At 42.3% G+C, this 18418-nt stretch carries 12 protein-coding genes; 1 reads left to right on the top strand and 11 read right to left on the bottom strand.

Features of this window, described 5'->3' with window-relative positions:
* Positions 1–115: 115 nt before the first annotated feature.
* From purF to fabB, 9 genes are all read right to left on the bottom strand, one after another.
* Positions 116–1630 carry an amidophosphoribosyltransferase gene (purF, locus tag H5125_RS15700; protein WP_011636872.1) on the bottom strand — a complete coding sequence of 505 codons (1515 nt, stop codon included), beginning with the start codon at positions 1628–1630 and terminating at the stop codon, positions 116–118.
* A 33-nt stretch (positions 1631–1663) separates the two neighbouring features.
* The gene (locus H5125_RS15695) at positions 1664–2152 is read right to left on the bottom strand and encodes a CvpA family protein (RefSeq protein WP_101086721.1); all 489 of its coding nucleotides are present in this window, start codon (positions 2150–2152) and stop codon (positions 1664–1666) included.
* A 152-nt stretch (positions 2153–2304) separates the two neighbouring features.
* Positions 2305–2931, bottom strand: coding sequence for an SPOR domain-containing protein (locus tag H5125_RS15690; RefSeq protein WP_182744719.1), 627 nt, complete (start codon positions 2929–2931; stop codon positions 2305–2307).
* A 71-nt stretch (positions 2932–3002) separates the two neighbouring features.
* Positions 3003–4280 (bottom strand): bifunctional tetrahydrofolate synthase/dihydrofolate synthase, encoded by a 1278-nt coding sequence (gene folC / locus H5125_RS15685; protein WP_182744718.1) that lies wholly within the window; start codon positions 4278–4280, stop codon positions 3003–3005.
* Between the two features lie 91 nt (positions 4281–4371).
* Positions 4372–5157, bottom strand: coding sequence for a tRNA pseudouridine(38-40) synthase TruA (gene truA / locus H5125_RS15680; protein WP_182744717.1), 786 nt, complete (start codon positions 5155–5157; stop codon positions 4372–4374).
* 129 nt (positions 5158–5286) lie between these two features.
* The gene (locus H5125_RS15675) at positions 5287–9201 is read right to left on the bottom strand and encodes a FimV/HubP family polar landmark protein (protein WP_182744716.1); all 3915 of its coding nucleotides are present in this window, start codon (positions 9199–9201) and stop codon (positions 5287–5289) included.
* 290 nt (positions 9202–9491) lie between these two features.
* Positions 9492–10508, bottom strand: a complete 1017-nt coding sequence (locus H5125_RS15670) for an aspartate-semialdehyde dehydrogenase (protein ID WP_182744715.1) — start codon at positions 10506–10508, stop codon at positions 9492–9494.
* Positions 10509–10697: 189 nt separating this feature from the next.
* Positions 10698–11834, bottom strand: a complete 1137-nt coding sequence (locus tag H5125_RS15665) for a 4-phosphoerythronate dehydrogenase (protein WP_101086716.1) — start codon at positions 11832–11834, stop codon at positions 10698–10700.
* A 428-nt stretch (positions 11835–12262) separates the two neighbouring features.
* Complete coding sequence (gene fabB, locus H5125_RS15660; RefSeq protein WP_162024366.1) at positions 12263–13477, bottom strand: beta-ketoacyl-ACP synthase I; 1215 nt, start codon at positions 13475–13477, stop codon at positions 12263–12265.
* 132 nt (positions 13478–13609) lie between these two features.
* Here fabB and mnmC point away from each other — a divergent pair, with 132 nt between their 5' ends.
* Positions 13610–15703 (top strand): FAD-dependent 5-carboxymethylaminomethyl-2-thiouridine(34) oxidoreductase MnmC, encoded by a 2094-nt coding sequence (gene mnmC / locus H5125_RS15655; RefSeq protein WP_259395473.1) that lies wholly within the window; start codon positions 13610–13612, stop codon positions 15701–15703.
* Between the two features lie 199 nt (positions 15704–15902).
* Here mnmC and megL read toward each other — a convergent pair whose 3' ends face one another.
* Complete coding sequence (gene megL, locus H5125_RS15650) at positions 15903–17087, bottom strand: methionine gamma-lyase (protein WP_182744714.1); 1185 nt, start codon at positions 17085–17087, stop codon at positions 15903–15905.
* 221 nt (positions 17088–17308) lie between these two features.
* On the bottom strand, positions 17309–18358 hold the full coding sequence (gene oleD, locus H5125_RS15645; RefSeq protein ID WP_182744713.1) for a 2-alkyl-3-oxoalkanoate reductase: 1050 nt from the start codon (positions 18356–18358) through the stop codon (positions 17309–17311).
* Between the last annotated feature and the right edge of the window lie 60 nt (positions 18359–18418).

The following is an 18418-nucleotide window of genomic DNA, read 5'->3' as shown; positions in this document are numbered from 1 at the left end:
ACTTTTGACTTTTGACTTTTGACTTAATGATTTAATGATTTAAACCCATAAAAAAACCAGCATTTTCATGCTGGTTTTTTGTTGTTAACAAATATTGCTAACAAGGCCGGTTAACTTATGGATGACATTCGTTGTGCATTTCTAAGTTAGTACCAATGTCTTTTGAGCGATTGGCTTTAGCATCATCATTACGTAATTGCGTTAAATGATCCAAGTAAGCTTGGTCAACGTCGTTGGTAATATAATGACCGTCGAATACTGATGTTTCGAAACGCTTAATCTCTGGATTTTCCATTCTTACAGCTTCAATTAAGTCGCTTAAGTCTTGGAAAATAATGCCATCGGCACCAATGATTTTGGCAATTTCGTCAGCATCACGACCATGAGCGATAAGCTCATTAGACGTCGGCATATCAATACCATACACATTCGGGAAACGGATTTCAGGTGCCGCTGAAGCAAAGTACACTTTCTTTGCACCGGCTTCTCGCGCCATTTCAATGATCTGTTCAGACGTAGTACCACGTACAATCGAATCATCAACCAATAATACGTTTTTACCTTTAAACTCGGTATTAATCGCATTCAGTTTACGACGTACAGATTTTTTACGTTCTAGCTGACCAGGCATAATAAATGTACGACCAATATAACGATTTTTCACAAAACCTTGGCGGTATGGTAAATCCATGCAACGTGCAATTTCTAATGCGATATCGCACGAAGTTTCAGGAATAGGAATAACAACATCAATGTCGTGATCTTCCCATTCTTTCTTAATTTTTTCGCCTAACTTAGCGCCCATGTTTACACGGCTTGCATAAACAGACACTTTATCAATGCTCGAATCTGGACGTGCAAAATACACGAATTCGAAAATACATGGCGCATAGCTTGGGTCTGCTGCACATTGACGGGTAAACAATTGTCCATCAAGTGAAATATAAACAGCCTCACCAGGTGCTACGTCACGCATCACTTCAAAACCAACAGCGTCTAAAGCAACACTTTCAGAAGCAACCATGTACTCAGTACCCGTTGCAGTTTCGTGTTTACCCAATACCAAAGGACGAATACCAAATGGGTCGCGAAATGCCACTAAACCTTGGCCAATAATCATCGCAACTACCGCGTAAGCACCACGAGTTTGCGCATGCACTTTAGCAACTGCATCAAACACTTCATCGGCACTTAAGGTTAAACTGCGCGTTTCTTGTAACTCATCGGCTAACAGATTTAACAATATTTCTGAGTCTGAGGTGGTGTTAACATGACGACGCTTTGTGACTAAGCTTGCAGCCAGTTCAATCGTATTAGTCAAGTTACCGTTATGTGCTAACGAAATACCAAATGGCGAGTTAACATAAAACGGTTGTGCCTCTGATGCACTCGAGCTGCCAGCGGTAGGATAACGAACATGTCCAATACCGGCATTGCCTTGTAAACGCTGCATATGTTTAGGTTCAAACACATCTTTGACTAAGCCGTTTGCTTTACGTAAACGAAACGCATTCATGTCAACCGTCACAATACCTGCTGCGTCTTGACCACGATGTTGGAGCACAGTCAGCGCATCATAAATGGTCTGATTAACTGTTGATTTTCCTACTATTCCGACGATACCACACATGGGTAAGGTTCCTCACTGTAAAGTGTTTTATGTTTATATTTTGGGTACAAAGCTAGAGGTATTTTCAAGGTAGTTAAAAAACCACTGAATAACCACGCCAAATTCAGGTACAAGAACAGAGTCCTGCCACCATTTAGTGTCAGGGAATGCCGTAAAAGCATCCATAAAAAACAGTAATGCACTAACGATTAACGCGCCACGAATGGCACCAAAACACAGGCCTAAAACACGGTCTGTGCCCGATAATCCGGTTTTAGCCACTAACTGGCCTAATAAATAATTAACGAGAGCCCCTATGATCAGGGTAATGATAAAAAGAATAGCAATCGCCACACCGTTTCTAACTAACTCGTCCTGCATTTGGGTTAAATGAGCTGCAAGATCAAGATAAAACTGGCTAGCGATAAAGAAAGCGGCAAACCAAACCACAAGAGACATGGCTTCTTTGGCAAATCCGCGGATCAAACTAATAATAGTTGATAACCCGATGACAATAATTATTGCGTAATCAATCCAAACCATGAAGATGGGGATCCGGTATAGGGTTCAAGACGGCAGGATTCTAACAGAGACAGAGATGTTTCTCACCTCTGATTGCACAAATTATTCTTGCGTGATTAAGAACAATCAAATTGTAAATATTAATCACGCATGCAAAATACCGTCTGAAGAGGTTATTGTTCCTGTGGATTATAGGCTACGATTTTGCCTTTTAATCCGGTTAATTTGAATATAGGTTGCTGACGAGCTTTAAGTTTTTCTTCTGAAACTTCAGGGCCAACAAATACTCGGGTTAGTTTCCCTTCAACGGGTACTTTAGGCAGTGTATAAGCGTTAAACCCCGCTTTTCGCAGTTGAGCAATCAACGCTTTTACATTGGTAATATTATTAAACCCGCCTAACTGCAATGTAAAACCAGCAGTAATAGGTGATTTCACTTTATTTGCAACCTGGGTTTCAGGCTTTTTAACTGCCACTGGAGCTGGAGCTGGCGGCTTAACAGCTTGGCTGACTTCTTTGGTCGGCTCTTTGTTCGGTTCAGCTCCCCCTAATGCAACGATATCGTTACTGAGATCTTGTGGTTCAGCAATCGTTAACACTTGAAATTCTTCTACTGGTTCAGCGGTATTGTCAGAATTAACTTTATTGGAAGCACTTGGCTGAGTTTGACGTAAAGGAATTTCAGTGAACTCCTCAACCACTTGCGTTTTTTTACCGTCTAATAAGTCGGGTAAAAAAATCACGCCTAAGGCCACTAATACGATGGTACCCACCAAACGATTTTGAAATTGACGATTCAAAGCTAATTCCCTTTTTTAACCAAATGACGTTAATGATGGCTTGTACAACCGACGTCGGACATAAATAGTGTTTATAAAGATTTAAAGCCTGCAACAGTATAAAAAGAACCGAAGACAATAACCACATCATCGGCATTTACCGTAGTTTGTATGGCTTGCCATGCGCTAGCGATGTCAGCAAACTCACTAACATGCTCACGACTACTGTCATTGGGCAATGCTTGACGCAATACTTGTGCTGATGCGCCGCGTGGATTATCTAAACTCACCAAGTTCCAATGGCTAATTTGTTGATCTAATGTCGCCAATACTGACTTAATGTCTTTATCTTTAAGCATGCCACACAAGGCTACAATACGCCGACCTTGGTACGCCTGTAATTGTTGTGCTAAATATCTGGCTGCATGGGGATTATGCGCAACATCTAATAGTACTAATGGTTGCTGACTCACCTGCTCTAGTCGTCCAGCCAGTTGAGCTTGTTGTAATCCTCGATTAATGTGCTGTTGGCTTATTTGCGGCCAAATATGGCTTAGCAGCGCAACAACACTTGCAGCGTTAGCTAACGGTAACCTTGGCACCGTTAAGCCAGTATATGACTGCTGCGCAGATTCAAAGTGCCATAATGCTGGTTGAGTCTGATCTTTATGGTAATCAAACTCATGCCCAACACGATAAAGAGTTGTACGGAGTTGATTAGCATATTCAGTGACGCTCAACGGTAAATCTGGCTCACCGATAATAGCAACACAATCTGAGCGAAACACGCCAGCTTTTTCTCTGCCAACCAGTTCACGGGTATCGCCTAAATATTCTTGATGATCAAGATCGATAGAGGTCAAAATAGTGGCAGTGGAATCGATAATATTGGTTGCATCCAATCGCCCACCTAAACCCACTTCAAGAATGATCACATCGACTTTAGCAGCTTTAAACAAATATAAACCTGCTAAGGTGGCATATTCAAAAAAGGTTAATGAAATATCACCTCGCGCGGTCTCTATCGCACAAAAAGCTTCGATAAGGGAGTCATCACTGGCATCTTGTTGATTTATTTGTACCCGTTCATTGTAATGCAGCAAATGAGGCGAGCTATAAACGCCGACGGACAAATCAGCTTGATGTAAAATCGAAGCCAGCATAGCGCAGGTTGTACCTTTGCCATTGGTACCGGCTACGGTAATGACTTTCGCTGGCGCTAAATCAAGCACATTTAATTTCTCGGCAACAGCGCTGACTCGAGTTAAGCCCATGTCAATTTCGCTAGGATGAATTGCCAGCAAATAATCCAGCCATTGAGCTAAGCTTGACTGTTGATTGGGTACAGTAATTTCAGACACGATTGACATAATTCAATACCATTTAACTTATTCAAACCTTACTCGGCGCTGCGAATACAGAACATGGGTTTTACATTTCAATAAAGATAACTTACAAGACTTAATCGAGCATAAACAATGGACCCAAAGCTAACTTAGGCAATTGATATTGTTCAGGGTAAGTCACATCGACCAAATACAATCCATTCGGTTTAGCAGTAGGTGCCGCTAGCTTACGATTTTTCAGGGCAAACAATTCTGTTATCCACTCTATAGGTTGATTACCTAAGCCGATTTGCAGTAATGAACCAACAATATTACGCACCATATGATGTAAAAATGCATTAGCTTGAATATCGACCATCACATACATGCCTTGGCGAGTCACATTGACTTGATGCACGTTTCGAAACGGCGTTTTAGATTGACAATGCAATGCTCTAAAACTGGTAAAATCGTGTTCGCCAACAAAAAGCTGTGCCGCTTTATGCATCAAGGTTTCATCAATATCACCGTGATAATGGCTCACTCCGGCACTTAAAATACCCGGGCGCAGTTTATGATTATAAATCACATAGCGGTAACGTCTGGCTGTCGCACTGTAACGAGCATGAAAACTGTCATCGACTTCTTTTGCCCAGCGTATCGCCACACTGTCGGGTAAATTAGCATTAACGCCCTGTGTCCACGCCGTCATTGGACGTTCAACATCGGTGTCAAAATGAACCACCTGCCCGGTACCGTGTACACCAGTATCTGTTCTTCCGGCACACAAAACGGTTATAGGTTCATTAGCCACATAACTTAACGCTTTTTCAATCTGGGCTTGCACTGAATCGACCTCGAGTTGGCGCTGCCACCCACAAAAACCACTACCATCATATTCAACACCTAACGCGACCCGCATGCCTATATCCTCTACTCAATAATGGCGCGCAGTTTATCACAAAAAAACGGCGCATGTATCTGCGCCGTTTGCTTTTATGTGGTTAACATAAGCCTATTTCTTTACCTATGCAGGCAAAAAATTATCGGCTTAACTGACACTTTTTAGTAAATTTTTGGCTTCTAATTGCTGACGTTCATTACCGTCCATTTGCACTTCTTTTAATAACGCTCGGGCACTGTCTTGATCTTCAATCTCAATATACGCCCTGGCTAAATCAAGTTTTGCATTAACGGAGTTTTCTTCATCATCAACATCAACCATATTCGGATTGCCCATTAATGAACTTGCAGAGCCCATATCAACATTAACGTCTTTATACTGATCGGTTTTATCGTCATCTTCATCAGCATCGTTCAACAGTTTATCAATATCGATATAACCGTTTTCACGCTCAAAACGCATTAAGTCATCGTCACTGGCTTTATATTCTGTTGATTGGCTTCGTTCTTTTTGATCGAGTGCAGCCAATGCTTCATCAACAGTTAAGTTGTCATCGCTAAGGATATACTCATCTTCTGAGGTAAAGTCATCATCGTTGTCGTCATCATTGAGTGATTGTGAAAATGCAGCCAGTAGATCATCGTCACTCACATCTGCTTCATCGACTTCTCTCTCGTCAGCGGCTGACTCCGCAGCTTTAAGTAAATCGCTTTCCCAATCTAAAAGTTCAGGTTTTGGTTTACTTGATTTTAGGTCATTAAAGAAGCCTGAATCTTTATTGATTTTACTTTTCGCACTAGACGAAGCAGCCTCTTCATCATCCATTTGTGCTAACAAGGCATCAAGACCATCATCCGTTTCTGATGTAGGAGCTTGTGCAGCTGCAGTTTCTTGATCAGACTCAACATCATTATTGCTCGTTGACGCTAACGCGGCTTCAAGTTCAGCATCTAACCAGCTGTTATCTTCGTCATCGCTGTCTGCTGCTTTATCAGCATCCACTTCTGGCTCAATATACTTGTTCGTTTCAATATCAGCGGTATCATCTGTGTTAGTTAAATCGGTATCATTAAGATATTCATCAAACTCATCGAATAATGCGTTATCGTCGATGCTTTCATTGTCAGGCTGAGTACTGTCAACCTGTGGAGCACTGCCATACTGTGGTTTTTCAGTGTCATTTTCTGATGGAGTATCGTCTTTTATATCTTCTTTAAAGCTTGCCAATAAAGTATTAATGTCATCATCGAGGGACTCATCATCAGATATTGATTCTTCATCGGAAATATCATCATCTAATTCAGCAGCTATCAGTGCTTGAACGGCAGCCTTTTCCTGAATATCGGCATCTGACTCAATCACTGGCTCGTTAAGACTCGCTAATAATGCATCGATGTCATCATCACTGGTTTCATTATCATCAATAGAATCTACGACATCCTCATCACTTAACTCTGCAGCAATTTGCGCCGCTAAATCATCACTATCGGAAGTTTGCTGTTCACCGGTTGATAGTTCATCACTTTTTTCGTCAAACACTGATTCAATAACAGGCTCATTCAAGCTAGACAGCAATGCGTCAATGTCATCATCACTCGACTCTTCATCTTGGATATCTTCGTTAGTATCATCTTGCAACTCAGCTGCAATTAACGCGGCTATGTCATCATTGTTGTCAATTGAATCACGGTTTACTGTATCCCCATCATCTGTTGAGCTATCTGTTGAGCTATCTTCTTCGTTCTCATCCTTGGTTGCAGATAAGCCGGCTAGGAGTTGATCTATATCTTCGTCCGTTGCAGTAGGAGCATCAACATCAGTTTGTTCCGAATCAGGCTCTGATAGTAATAAATCTAGGTCCTCTTCCGCGTTTGTTTCAGCTGATTTTACCGGTGTTTCGGCAGCCACATCATCTGGCTCTGCAGGCATATCAAACTCAGCTAACAATGCATCGATATCGTCATCCGCTTTTGCTTCAGCTGATTTTACCGGTGTTTCGGCAGCCACATCATCTGGCTCTGCTGGCATATCAAACTCAGCTAACAATGCATCGATATCGTCATCCGCTTTTGCTTCAGCTGATTTGACCGGTGTTTCGGCGGCCACATCATCCGACTCAGCTGGCATATCAAACTCAGCTAACAATGCATCGATATCGTCATCCGCGTTTGCTTCAGCTGATTTTACCGGTGTTTCGGCGGCCACATCATCTGGCTCTGCAGGCATATCAAACTCAGCTAACAATGCATCGATATCGTCTTCCGCGTTTGCTTCTGCTGATTTTACCGGTGTTTCGGCGGCCACATCATCTGGCTCTGCAGGCATATCAAACTCAGCTAACAATGCATCGATATCGTCATCCGCGTTTGCTTCAGCTGATTTTACCGGCGTTTCGGCGGCCACATCATCCGGTTCTGCAGGCATATCAAACTCAGCTAACAATGCATCGATATCATCTTCCGCGCTTGTGTCTGCTGATTTTACTGCTGCGGCAGCGGCAACATCATCCGACTCTGCAGGCATATCAAACTCAGCTAACAATGCATCGATATCGTCATCCGCGCTTGTGTCTGCTGATTTTACTGCTGCCGCAGCCACATCATCTGGCTCTGCAGGCATATCAAACTCAGCTAATAGCGAATCAATATCATTTTCTGCTGAAGCATCTAGATCATCAGTTTCATCTTTTCCAGTATCTTCATCTAAACCCGCCAACAAACTGTCTAAATCATCCTCTGGTGCAGCAGAATTTAGGGTTGCAGCAGGCTTATCATCTAATCCAGCAAGTAGACTATCGAGATCATCATCATCTTCAAGAGGTTCAAGATCAGAATCTTGATCTTCCATAGCCTCTGCCCATAAATCGTCTAATGAGGTCCCTTCTTCGTCTTCTATTTCTGTTTCACTAACAAACATATCTGACGCCATATCCATCTCGGCATCATCTTCCATTTGGATTTCAGGCTGTAAATCTACGCTGTCTAAATCCAATAAATCATCAATTGAATCTTCATCACTTGAATCTAAATGGACCACAATATCATCAGAGTCATCTAAGCCATCACTGCCTGTTGCAGCTGCAGACTCTTGTTCAGACTGGGTTGCTGTTTTCACTTCAGATTGTTGAGACTTTTTATTTCGGCGACTGAGCAACCAGAAAATAAGCCCGAAGATAATTAACAGAGGAATAGAGGCGGCAAGGATCAACAAAATGGTGTTATCCATTAGGCTACGCCAAAAGTCAGTGGGTTCTTCTACTACGGGTTCCGCATTTTCGGTTTGATCTTCGAGTTTTTTATTTTCTAAGTTTAAAGCTTCATATTTCTCGCGTAATAGTTGTAGATCTTCTTCAAGCGAGGAAATGTTTAATGACATTTGTTCAATTTTGTTTTTCAACGCTTGATTGTCATTATTACTGACCATTAATTCATCTTGCGCGCGCGCTAGCTCATCCGTGACCATCAACGTTTTTGCATTAGCTTTATCTAAGGTGCTATTGAGATCATTTACGACAACCGCATTAGCCTCATTAATCGCTTTGGTTTGAACCGCTACAGCAGGTGTTTGCTGAACTATTTGCAGTGGTTTTGCAGCAGTAGGCTTTTTAGGCGTTTCGACTATAGGGGATTGAATAGGTTTATTAATAACGGGACGAGGCTGGGTTTGTCTGCTAGCGCGGCGGTCATCTTGTTCAGCACGGCGTTTAGCAACATCATTGGGTATAGCGGCTATCACATCTACAGAAGGAATAAGTAATATCATCCCTCGTTCTAATGTATTGTAATTATTACCACTAAAAGCATGTGGATTCGCGTCAAATAACGCCGCCATCACTTGATAAATACTGACCTTATCACTGGGTCTGACTTTTTGCGCAATACTCCAAAACGTATCTCTTGATGTCGTCGGACCATATTGCCGTTTCGCTTGTTGTTTAACCTCGCCATTGGGCCCAGTAATTTTGAGCGTTTCTGCCTGTGCAGACTCAATAATTTGTACACTGGTTAAACCAACCGCTGTGCAGGCAATCAAACCCACAATATATGAAGTACGCAAAGTCATCCCATCCTTCCCTTTTAGCGCTATTGAGTTACCGATTTGGCAACAGGCTTTAGGCAATTTTTATCGTTAGTATTATGGTCGTTAACTGTATCGAGTCACATCAATCGTGAGCCAATTTCACAGGCAATTTCGATGTTATTGATGTTAAAAATGATATGTTTACGACTATAAACTAGATTCACCACACCTGCTACTATTGGGCTCAGTAAAACGGAAAAAGCCTGCGCATTGCAGGCTTTTTAAACTAAATCGCGTTGTTGATTAAGTCATTACACATTGTTAAAGCGTAATTAATAGTAATCTCTAATCAAAATCTCGGCAATTTGTACGCTGTTTAATGCTGCGCCCTTACGAATGTTATCGGCAGTAACCCATAAATTTATACCGTGAGAGTGTGAAATATCTTTACGAACACGACCAACATAAACAGGATCATTACCTGCAGCTTCAGTTACCGCGGTTGGATATTCGCTATCATCATCAAACAATTCTACGCCTGGTGCATTACGTAAAACAGCTTTAACATCTTCTGCATCAACAGGTTGACGAGTTTCAATGTGGATAGCTTCAGAATGACCATAAAAAACAGGCACACGCACAGCCGTTGGATTAACCACAATTTCGTCATCACCAAAAATTTTCTGCGTTTCCCACACCATTTTCATTTCTTCTTTGGTGTAGCCATTTTCCATAAACACATCAATTTGAGGCAATACGTTAAAGGCAATTTGCTTTGGATAAACTGTTGGCTCAGACGGTAATCCTTGCAATAATTTAGCACTTTGACCCGCTAGCTCATCAATCGCCTTTTTACCGGTTCCCGACACAGACTGATACGTCGCCACGTTGATACGTGAAATACCAAAAGCATCATAAATAGGCTTAAGAGCCACTAACATCTGAATCGTTGAACAATTAGGATTAGCGATGATATTGCGATTGCGAAAATCAGCAATGGCTTCTGGGTTAACTTCAGGTATCACCAGGGGCACATCTACGTCGTAACGAAAATGTGAGGTGTTATCGATAACAACACAACCTGCATCACCCGCAATCGGCGCCCATTTAGCAGACACATCACCACCAGCAGAAAAGAAGCCAATTTGTGCTTGGGTCCAATCAAACGTTTCTACGTCAAGAATTTCAACTTGTTTACCGTGAAAACTGACTGTTTCGCCAGCACTGCGACTGCTCGCTAATGGAAACAACTTAGCAACCGGAAAATTACGCTGCTCGAGGATCTCAATCATTGTTTGACCCACTGCGCCCGATGCACCTAAAACGACTACATTAAATTCCTGAGACATAATTAACGCTCGACTCCATATTATCCAGTTTGAACAATCAATCTACCCTAGTTTAGTTATGCTTTACTAGGGTTAATGTACTAAAAAAGCCGACTTTGAAGTGATTTTTTCTCAACTGGCTAAAATTACTGTTTTTTAGCTTCAATCTGTCGTTCTATTGGCAATATCGGCCTTATATACTTTAACTAATTAATTAAAGCCTAAAGCACTCAACATCGGTGGGTTAATCGTACCATCAGATAAATAGTCCACAGATTGAGCTAACGAGATAGCACTATATTCACGACGATAAGTGTGGTTTTTACGCATTAAATCAAAACCTGTCGCTGTTGAAAAACACCCTCTAAAACTAAAGTCATCATCACGCAAATCATAGACCAAACGCGACAATTTCAGCAATTGGCTTTCAGTTAAATCACCTTGATTTACAATTTGGTTAAATTGAAATGCCGGTAATAAACTTTCTAATGATTTTTTCACCGGAAAATCAAGTAACTCACACCACTTTTGATACAACATAAACGTACCACGGGCTTTACCTTCAAGGCTATAACCTGCAATATGCGGCGTAGCAAACTCTGCTAAGGCGACTAATTCGGCCATTGGATTTGGCTCACCTTCCCACACGTCAAGTACCAGCTTTACATCATCACGTTGTTGTTTAAACTTGATCAGCGCTCGGTTGTCAATAACCTCGCCTCGACAGCAATTTAGTAACCAAGTATTGGGCTTTAGCTTATTCAGTCGAGTTTCATCAAACAAGTACCAGGTTTTGTGCTCACCGTCTTTAGTGATAGGCACATGCAGACTAATAATATCGGCTTGTTCAATAATAGTGTCTAGCGACACAAACTCTCGGGTATCACCTTGCGATGCTTTAATGGGATCGCATAACAATACTTTTAGCCCATAAGCTTGCATACACTTCGCGGCTGCGGTGCCGGTATTACCCGCGCCGACAATCCCAACCACTTTACCGGCTAGAGACTCACCGAAACGTTGCGCTAACTCCAGCATGGCAATAAATGCATACTCACCTACTGCAGTCGCGTTACACCCAGGGGCATTAGTAAAATAAATATTGCGCAACGAAAGATAATCAACATCAATATGATCGGTACCAATTGTCGCACTACCCACAAATTTAAGTTTATGCGCATTTTTAATTAACGCAGCATTCACTTTGGTCACAGAACGCACCAATAACACATCAGCATCTTCAACTTGTTTAGCAGTCAAGGTTCGGCCATTTACATATTCAATCTTGCCTAAATAGCCAAACAAGGCATCAACATAAGGCATGTTTTCATCGGCAATTATTTTCATTTGGGTATCTTATTCACTGCGAGTTTAACGACATCACATCGCGTTTTTTTATAACTAGTATCTTATACCAAATTCACCCACTCCGTCATGGCAAATAGCGCTGAATGTTCTCGCTGACTAAACCTGGATGCTAGAGCGGACTTCGTCCTGCTAGTTCGCTTCGCGGTTATAAAAGCCAAGCGGTTAACATCAGAAACAACCGACAAATAACTCCGATATACGCTTACATCGCTTTCGCTTTTATAGCTTCTAGCCGCAAAGCGAACTAGCATCTAGGCATTTAGTCTTTCCATAAGCGCAGCGTTCGCTTGTAATCGCTTGTTACCGCCTGTTATCGCTTTTTCTCTATGCAAAAGGCAATAAAAAAGCCAGTATCGTTTCCGATGCTGGCTTTCAAATCATTCGCGGGTTGCCCCACTAATGAGGTTTTATGCTTTATATTTACGCATGACTAACGTTGCGTTAGTGCCACCAAAACCAAAGCTATTGCTCATGATGGTGTTCAATTCTGCTTTGCGCATTTCACGAACTACTGGCATGCCAGTTGCTTTTTCATCTAGGTTGTCAATGTTAATGCTTGGAGCAATAAAACTGTCTTCCATCATGATTAAGCTGTAAATCGCTTCATGAACACCCGCAGCACCTAAAGCATGGCCTGTCATTGATTTAGTTGATGCGATAGGAGGCATGTTATCGCCAAACACTTCGCGCAATGCTTCAAGTTCACGCATGTCACCTACAGGAGTAGAAGTACCATGAGTGTTGATGTAATCAACTGGTGTATCGACATCGGCTAATGCCATCTGCATACAACGTACGGCACCTTCTCCAGACGGAGCAACCATGTCGTAGCCATCAGATGTGGCACCATAACCAACAATCTCAGCATAAATCTTCGCACCACGTGCTAAGGCATGTTCTAATTCTTCAACAACAACGATACCGCCGCCGCCAGAAATAACAAAACCATCACGATCGGCATCATAAGTACGAGACGCTTTTTCAGGCGTGTCATTGTACTTAGTCGATAGTGCTCCCATAGCATCAAAGCCCATAGTGAGTGTCCAATCGACTTCTTCAGCACCGCCAGCAAAAACCATATCTTGCTTACCCATTTGAATAAGTTCAACGGCATGGCCAATACAATGAGCTGAAGTGGCACAAGCTGAACTGATTGAATAGCTCGTGCCTTTAATTTTAAATGGTGTCGCCAAGCAAGCACTTGCAGTACTCGACATAATACGAGGCACTATATAAGGGCCTACACGCTTAACACCTTTTTCACGAAGTGTATCAGCAGCCTGAACTTGGTTTTTTGAAGATGCGCCACCCGTTCCAGCAATCAAGCCGACACGGAAATTAGAATATTGCTCTTCTGTTAAGTTAGCGTCAGCAATCGCTTCCTGCATAGCAATGTAAGCATATGCAGCAGCATCGCCCATAAAGCGTAGTGCTTTACGATCGATATGATCAGCTGGGTTCATTTTAATGTCACCCCAAACTTTGCTACGTAATTGCATTTCTTCAAACTGTGCCGAGTGAGTAATACCGCTACGACCCGCTTTAAGTGAATCAGTCACTTCTAGCTTGTTATTACCGATACTTGAAACAACACCCATTCCGGTGATCACGACTCTTTTCATTTTTATGCTATCCATTTGGTACATGTCGGTACTTAATTGCGGCAATCATAGCTGCTTTGAAGCAATTAAGTGGTCAGCTTTCCATAAACGCAGGTAAAATAATGCCAAGTTATCGGCCCTGAGTAAAATATTTTGAATAAAACACCTTTATTATCTGTATCCCCGAATTTACACGAGTTGCATATTTGTGAATTACTGGGCAACAACGTCAATCAAAATAGCCGATATCTCCACATTTTTAAGCAGTATATCGCCGAAGTATTGCAAAGCGGTGACGATAAAATAGCAGCCACAAATACTCAACCACATTTATTAACGCTAGGCCAACTCGGTTTTGGCGATGGCCACGAAATAATAATATTACTGGCAGCCTTGCAAGAGGCTAACCTGCAAAACCCTTTGAAACAGCAAAAAACTCGAATTCACATCAGTGTATTTGAACAAAGCCCAGTAAATCGTAAGCAACTAGAATACAAATGGCAACAACAAGGGCTACTTAATTCAGACCATCATTTATTCGATTTTACCCAAGCACTACTCAATGGTGAAATTGCAGCCATTGAAGGTTGTCAGCGGCTAGGCCTACTTCAAAACCAACTTATCATAGACCTGTATCAAGGCTCGCCACTAGCGCAAGCCAAAGTCGTTGCCACGCCTAGTAAACAAAGGATAACACATTGGTTTGCCCTACCCCATACGAACCAAGAGGCTTATTCAGATCATTATTTTAATCAAAGTTCACTTTGGCAATATGGTCGGCTCAGTGTTGATAATGCAACATTTTTAGCAGCCAGCACAAATGATACCGATGTCGCTCCGGCTATTAAAAAGCAACTAGCACTATGCGGTTTTTTATCAACTACATCATCAAAATCCAATGATGAGATTGCTATCGCAGAACGTAACGCACTAAGACAACAACTACAGCAACAGTTTGCTTATAACCCATTGCCACCGTTACATTCTAATAACAACAGCCCTATAGCTATTATAGGGGGCGGTATCGCTTCTGCAAGTCTTGCTTTATCTCTGGCTGAGCGCGGCAAAGATGTGATTATTTATTGCAAAGATGACACATTAGGACAAGGCGCATCTGGTAACAAACAAGGTGCCATTTATCCCTTACTTACGCCAGAAAATGGATCGCTAAGCCAATTTTTCCAACAAGCCTTCCTATACAGTCGACGCAGAATTCAGGCATTAGTTGATAATGAATATGAAATAGGCCATCAGTGGTGCGGTGTATTACATACAGGTTTCGATCAACGTAGCCAAACAAGATTGGATAAAATTATTGATGGCCAAGCATGGCCAACTGAAATTGCTTTTGCAGTAAGTCCAAACCAAGCCACACGACTTGCTAACGTCGAGATTGATAAATCTGGCTTTTACTACCCATTAGGAGGCTGGGCTTGTCCGTTTGAATTCGCACAAGCTAGCATTGCCAAAGCACAAACATTAACCAAGGTTCGCGTTATTTATAATAGCGATATTAGCTCACTTGAATCACACTCATCAGGTTGGCAACTGTTTAGTGCCGGGAATAATACCCCTATAGCAACCCACCAACAGGTCGTCATCGCCTCTGGAGCTCAACTTACCCAGTATAAACAGACAAAAAACTTGCAAATCACTGGTTTTAGAGGTCAAGTTAGCCATGTACCGCCACAAGGTGAACTGGCACAACTTAATACTGTTATCTGCGCCAATGGTTATTTAACGCCACAACATAACCAATTACATTGCGTTGGAGCAAGTTATGTAAAAGACCCACAGCATCTTGATTTTTGCCCGATAGAGCAGCATGAAAACAGCCTAAAAATGCAACAAAGCTTTCCAAATTCAAACTGGCCTAACGATATTGATGTTTCAAACAATGACGCCAGAGTCGGCGTAAGGATGGTCAGTCGCGATCATTTTCCGGTAATGGGTTGCGCACCTGATGTTGAAGCGTTATTTACACGCTATGCTGTTCAGCAACAATCGAAAGACAAACCCAGTCTATGGCAACGTTATTGGCAAATAACACCAGCACCAATTTATGACGGATTATATGTGTTAGGAGGACTAGGTTCTCGCGGCCTAAGCTCAGGCCCACTGGTTGCTGAATGCTTAGCAGCAAACTTATGCGGTGAACGGTCACCATTAAGCCTAGAACTACAAGCACTGCTCAGCCCCAACAGAATGTGGCTGCGTAAACTGCTTAAAGGAAAAGCGTTGATGTGAGTATCGATAACGGAAAACTTCAAGCTGATGTCATTTAGTGGAAAAGGTAAATTAGTTCAGAGCTTCAAAGCCAAAGCGATATTCATCTTTAACGATTGATAGGTACTAACAGCGAAGTATTAGATACCTATATAAGATTTTTTTCAAAAAAATGCTACAAACTTAACTTAAGCGCAGCATATTATTTTAATCCTTAGTTTTAAGCTAACGCTTGTTCTATATCCGCGATAAGATCTTCTACATTCTCTAATCCGACTGAGATACGTAGTAGGTTGTCGGTAATGCCTGCAGCTAGTCGGGCTTCTGGGGTGTAAGGGGAATGGGTCATTGATGCAGGGTGTTGGATCAGCGATTCTGCGTCACCTAAGCTTACGGCGATAGTGAATAACTTTAAACGATTAACAAAGTTGATTGCGTCTTGCTTATCACCCGCCAATTCGAATGCGATGACACCGCCAGCGCGCTTCATTTGGTTGCCGATGAAACGATGACCTTGGTGGTGTTCTAAGCCTGGGTAAAAGACCTGGCTGAATTTAGGGTGTTTATCTAAATATTCGGCTAACACTTCTGCATTGTCGCAGTGACGAGTTAACCGTACGTCTAGGGTTTTTAAACCGCGTAAGATTAACCAAGCGTCGTGTGGTGATATCACGCCACCAAAGTCTTTTAATATTTCGAATTTTAATCTGTGCATGTGCTCTGCATTGCCGCACACAATACCCGCGATTACATCACCGTGACCGTTTAAGTACTTGGTGGCACTGTGGATCACCATGTCGATGCCTAACGTTAGTGGTTGCTGCAAAAGTGGTGTCATAAAGGTGTTGTCGACGATTGAAACTAGATTATGTGCTTTAGCTACTTTGGCCATAGCAGCAAGATCGAATACTTGTAAATGTGGATTTACTGGTGTTTCGCAAAACAACACTTTGGTGTTTGGTTTGATGGCGGCTTCGATTGCAGCTATGTCGGAAAAATCGACCAATGTTGATGTAATACCTAAGCGCGTTAGCTGAGTGGTCATGAGCGCGAAGGTGCAACCATAAACCGCTTTAGATGCGACTAAGTGATCGCCTGCATGCAGATGAGTTAATAATGCACTGGATACAGCAGCCATACCAGATGCAGTTGCTGCGGCATCTTCAGCACCTTCTAACAGCGCCATTTTACGCTCGAGCTCTGCGGTGGTTGGGTTACCGAGACGAGTATAAATATAGCCCGGTTCTTCTCCGGCAAAACGTGCTCCGCCCTGCTCGGCTGTATCAAATACAAAGGTGGCAGTTTGATACAAAGGTGTGGTGAGTGAGCCAAAGGCTTCGCGTTGATGTCCGCCATGAATGGCTAATGTGGCTAAGTTCCATTTACCCTGATTGTTATCTTGCATTGCTTCTCCCTGCGCCACCTTGTTATGAGTTGTTACCCTCTTTGGGGTTATTGTTGTGGTGATCGGAATTTAAGATACAGTGGAATAAAATATAACCAAGTGATTGTTGAAAAATAACCCACGAAGTGATGTAAAAACAATTTTACAAACAGTTGTTTACATCGTTTAAATCACATATGTGAGTGCTGTAAATACACGGAAGATGTGTGGCTGCTAGGCTATTAGTTCGACAAAGATTGCTTCAGCTTTTGCATACCTTGCTCAATGCTAACCAGCGGCTGATAGCCTAAGTCTTGTTTTGCTGCGCCAATGTCAAAGTAATGGCTGGTCGACAGTTGCCTTGCTACAAAGCGAGTCATAATGGGCTCTTGCTGTTTATTAAACAAACCATAAACAAATTCAAGTACAACACCTGCGGTGTAAGCGACACGCGTTGGTACACGTTTGGTCACGGGCGGTAAGTCGACACAAGCTAAAATGCGATTAAGCATGTCTGCCATGGTAATAGGTTGATCATTACTTAAAAAATACGATTTACCGGCGCATTTAGCGTCTGCTATTAAGTCTACAGCAGCCAAAATATGGGCGTAGGCGGCGTTATCAACATAAATGGTATCGACCAGTTTATCTTCATTTCCAACTAGCTTTAATCGCCCTGCTTTAGCACGTTCAATCACTCGAGGTACCAGGTGAGGATCGTTTGGCCCCCAAATTAAATGTGGCCGTAAGGCGGTGGTTCGAAGTTGAGCAGAATTAGCGGCAAGCACGTTTTGTTCGGCAATGGCTTTAGACTCACCATAATAATTGAGGTACTCAGCAGCGTAAGGTGCTGACTCGTTAATGCCGTTTTCGTCACGCCCTGCAAAGGTCACGCTTGGGGTGCTGGTATAAATAAGATTTTGAATATTAAGCGCTTTACAAGCATTAACAATATTAGCCGCACCGTCGACATTAGGCGAATAATAACTTTGCTTACTACCCCACACGCCTGCCTTTGATGCTACATGAAACACTACGTCACAGCCTTGCATTGCCTGTTTTACCGTGTCAAAGTCGCTGATATCACCTTGACGCATATCAACACCAAGCTCAACAAGCTTAGGATAATATCCTCTAGCAAAACCCACCACCTCAATACCTACGGCCAATAAACGCTGACAAATAGCAAACCCTAAAAAGCCGCCTGCACCGGTCACAAACACTTTGTTGACCGATAGCGCTAATTGTTTAAGTGCGGCTTGCTCTAGGGGATGTAAGTCTGTCAGCTTCATTATTATTACCTTGCTCTAACTTTAGGACTGGTCTTATTCTTACTTAATAATTACTTGAGT

The organism is Shewanella sp. SR44-4 (assembly GCF_014163715.1).
In the GTDB taxonomy this organism is placed as follows: domain Bacteria; phylum Pseudomonadota; class Gammaproteobacteria; order Enterobacterales; family Shewanellaceae; genus Shewanella.
The sequence above is the reverse complement of the archived record's forward strand: the minus strand, read 5'-3'. Positions and strand labels throughout refer to the sequence as shown.

Excerpts from the sequence above, each read along its gene's own strand:
- H5125_RS15675 (WP_182744716.1), bottom strand. The coding sequence starts at position 9,201 with ATGACTTTGCGTACTTCATATATTGTGGGTTTGATTGCCTGCACAGCG.
- H5125_RS15665 (WP_101086716.1), bottom strand. The coding sequence starts at position 11,834 with ATGAAAATAATTGCCGATGAAAACATGCCTTATGTTGATGCCTTGTTT.
- fabB (WP_162024366.1), bottom strand. The coding sequence starts at position 13,477 with ATGAAAAGAGTCGTGATCACCGGAATGGGTGTTGTTTCAAGTATCGGT.
- H5125_RS15670 (WP_182744715.1), bottom strand. The coding sequence starts at position 10,508 with ATGTCTCAGGAATTTAATGTAGTCGTTTTAGGTGCATCGGGCGCAGTG.
- truA (WP_182744717.1), bottom strand. The coding sequence starts at position 5,157 with ATGCGGGTCGCGTTAGGTGTTGAATATGATGGTAGTGGTTTTTGTGGG.
- megL (WP_182744714.1), bottom strand. The coding sequence starts at position 17,087 with ATGCAAGATAACAATCAGGGTAAATGGAACTTAGCCACATTAGCCATT.
- H5125_RS15695 (WP_101086721.1), bottom strand. The coding sequence starts at position 2,152 with ATGGTTTGGATTGATTACGCAATAATTATTGTCATCGGGTTATCAACT.
- purF (WP_011636872.1), bottom strand. The coding sequence starts at position 1,630 with ATGTGTGGTATCGTCGGAATAGTAGGAAAATCAACAGTTAATCAGACC.
- oleD (WP_182744713.1), bottom strand. The coding sequence starts at position 18,358 with ATGAAGCTGACAGACTTACATCCCCTAGAGCAAGCCGCACTTAAACAA.
- folC (WP_182744718.1), bottom strand. The coding sequence starts at position 4,280 with ATGTCAATCGTGTCTGAAATTACTGTACCCAATCAACAGTCAAGCTTA.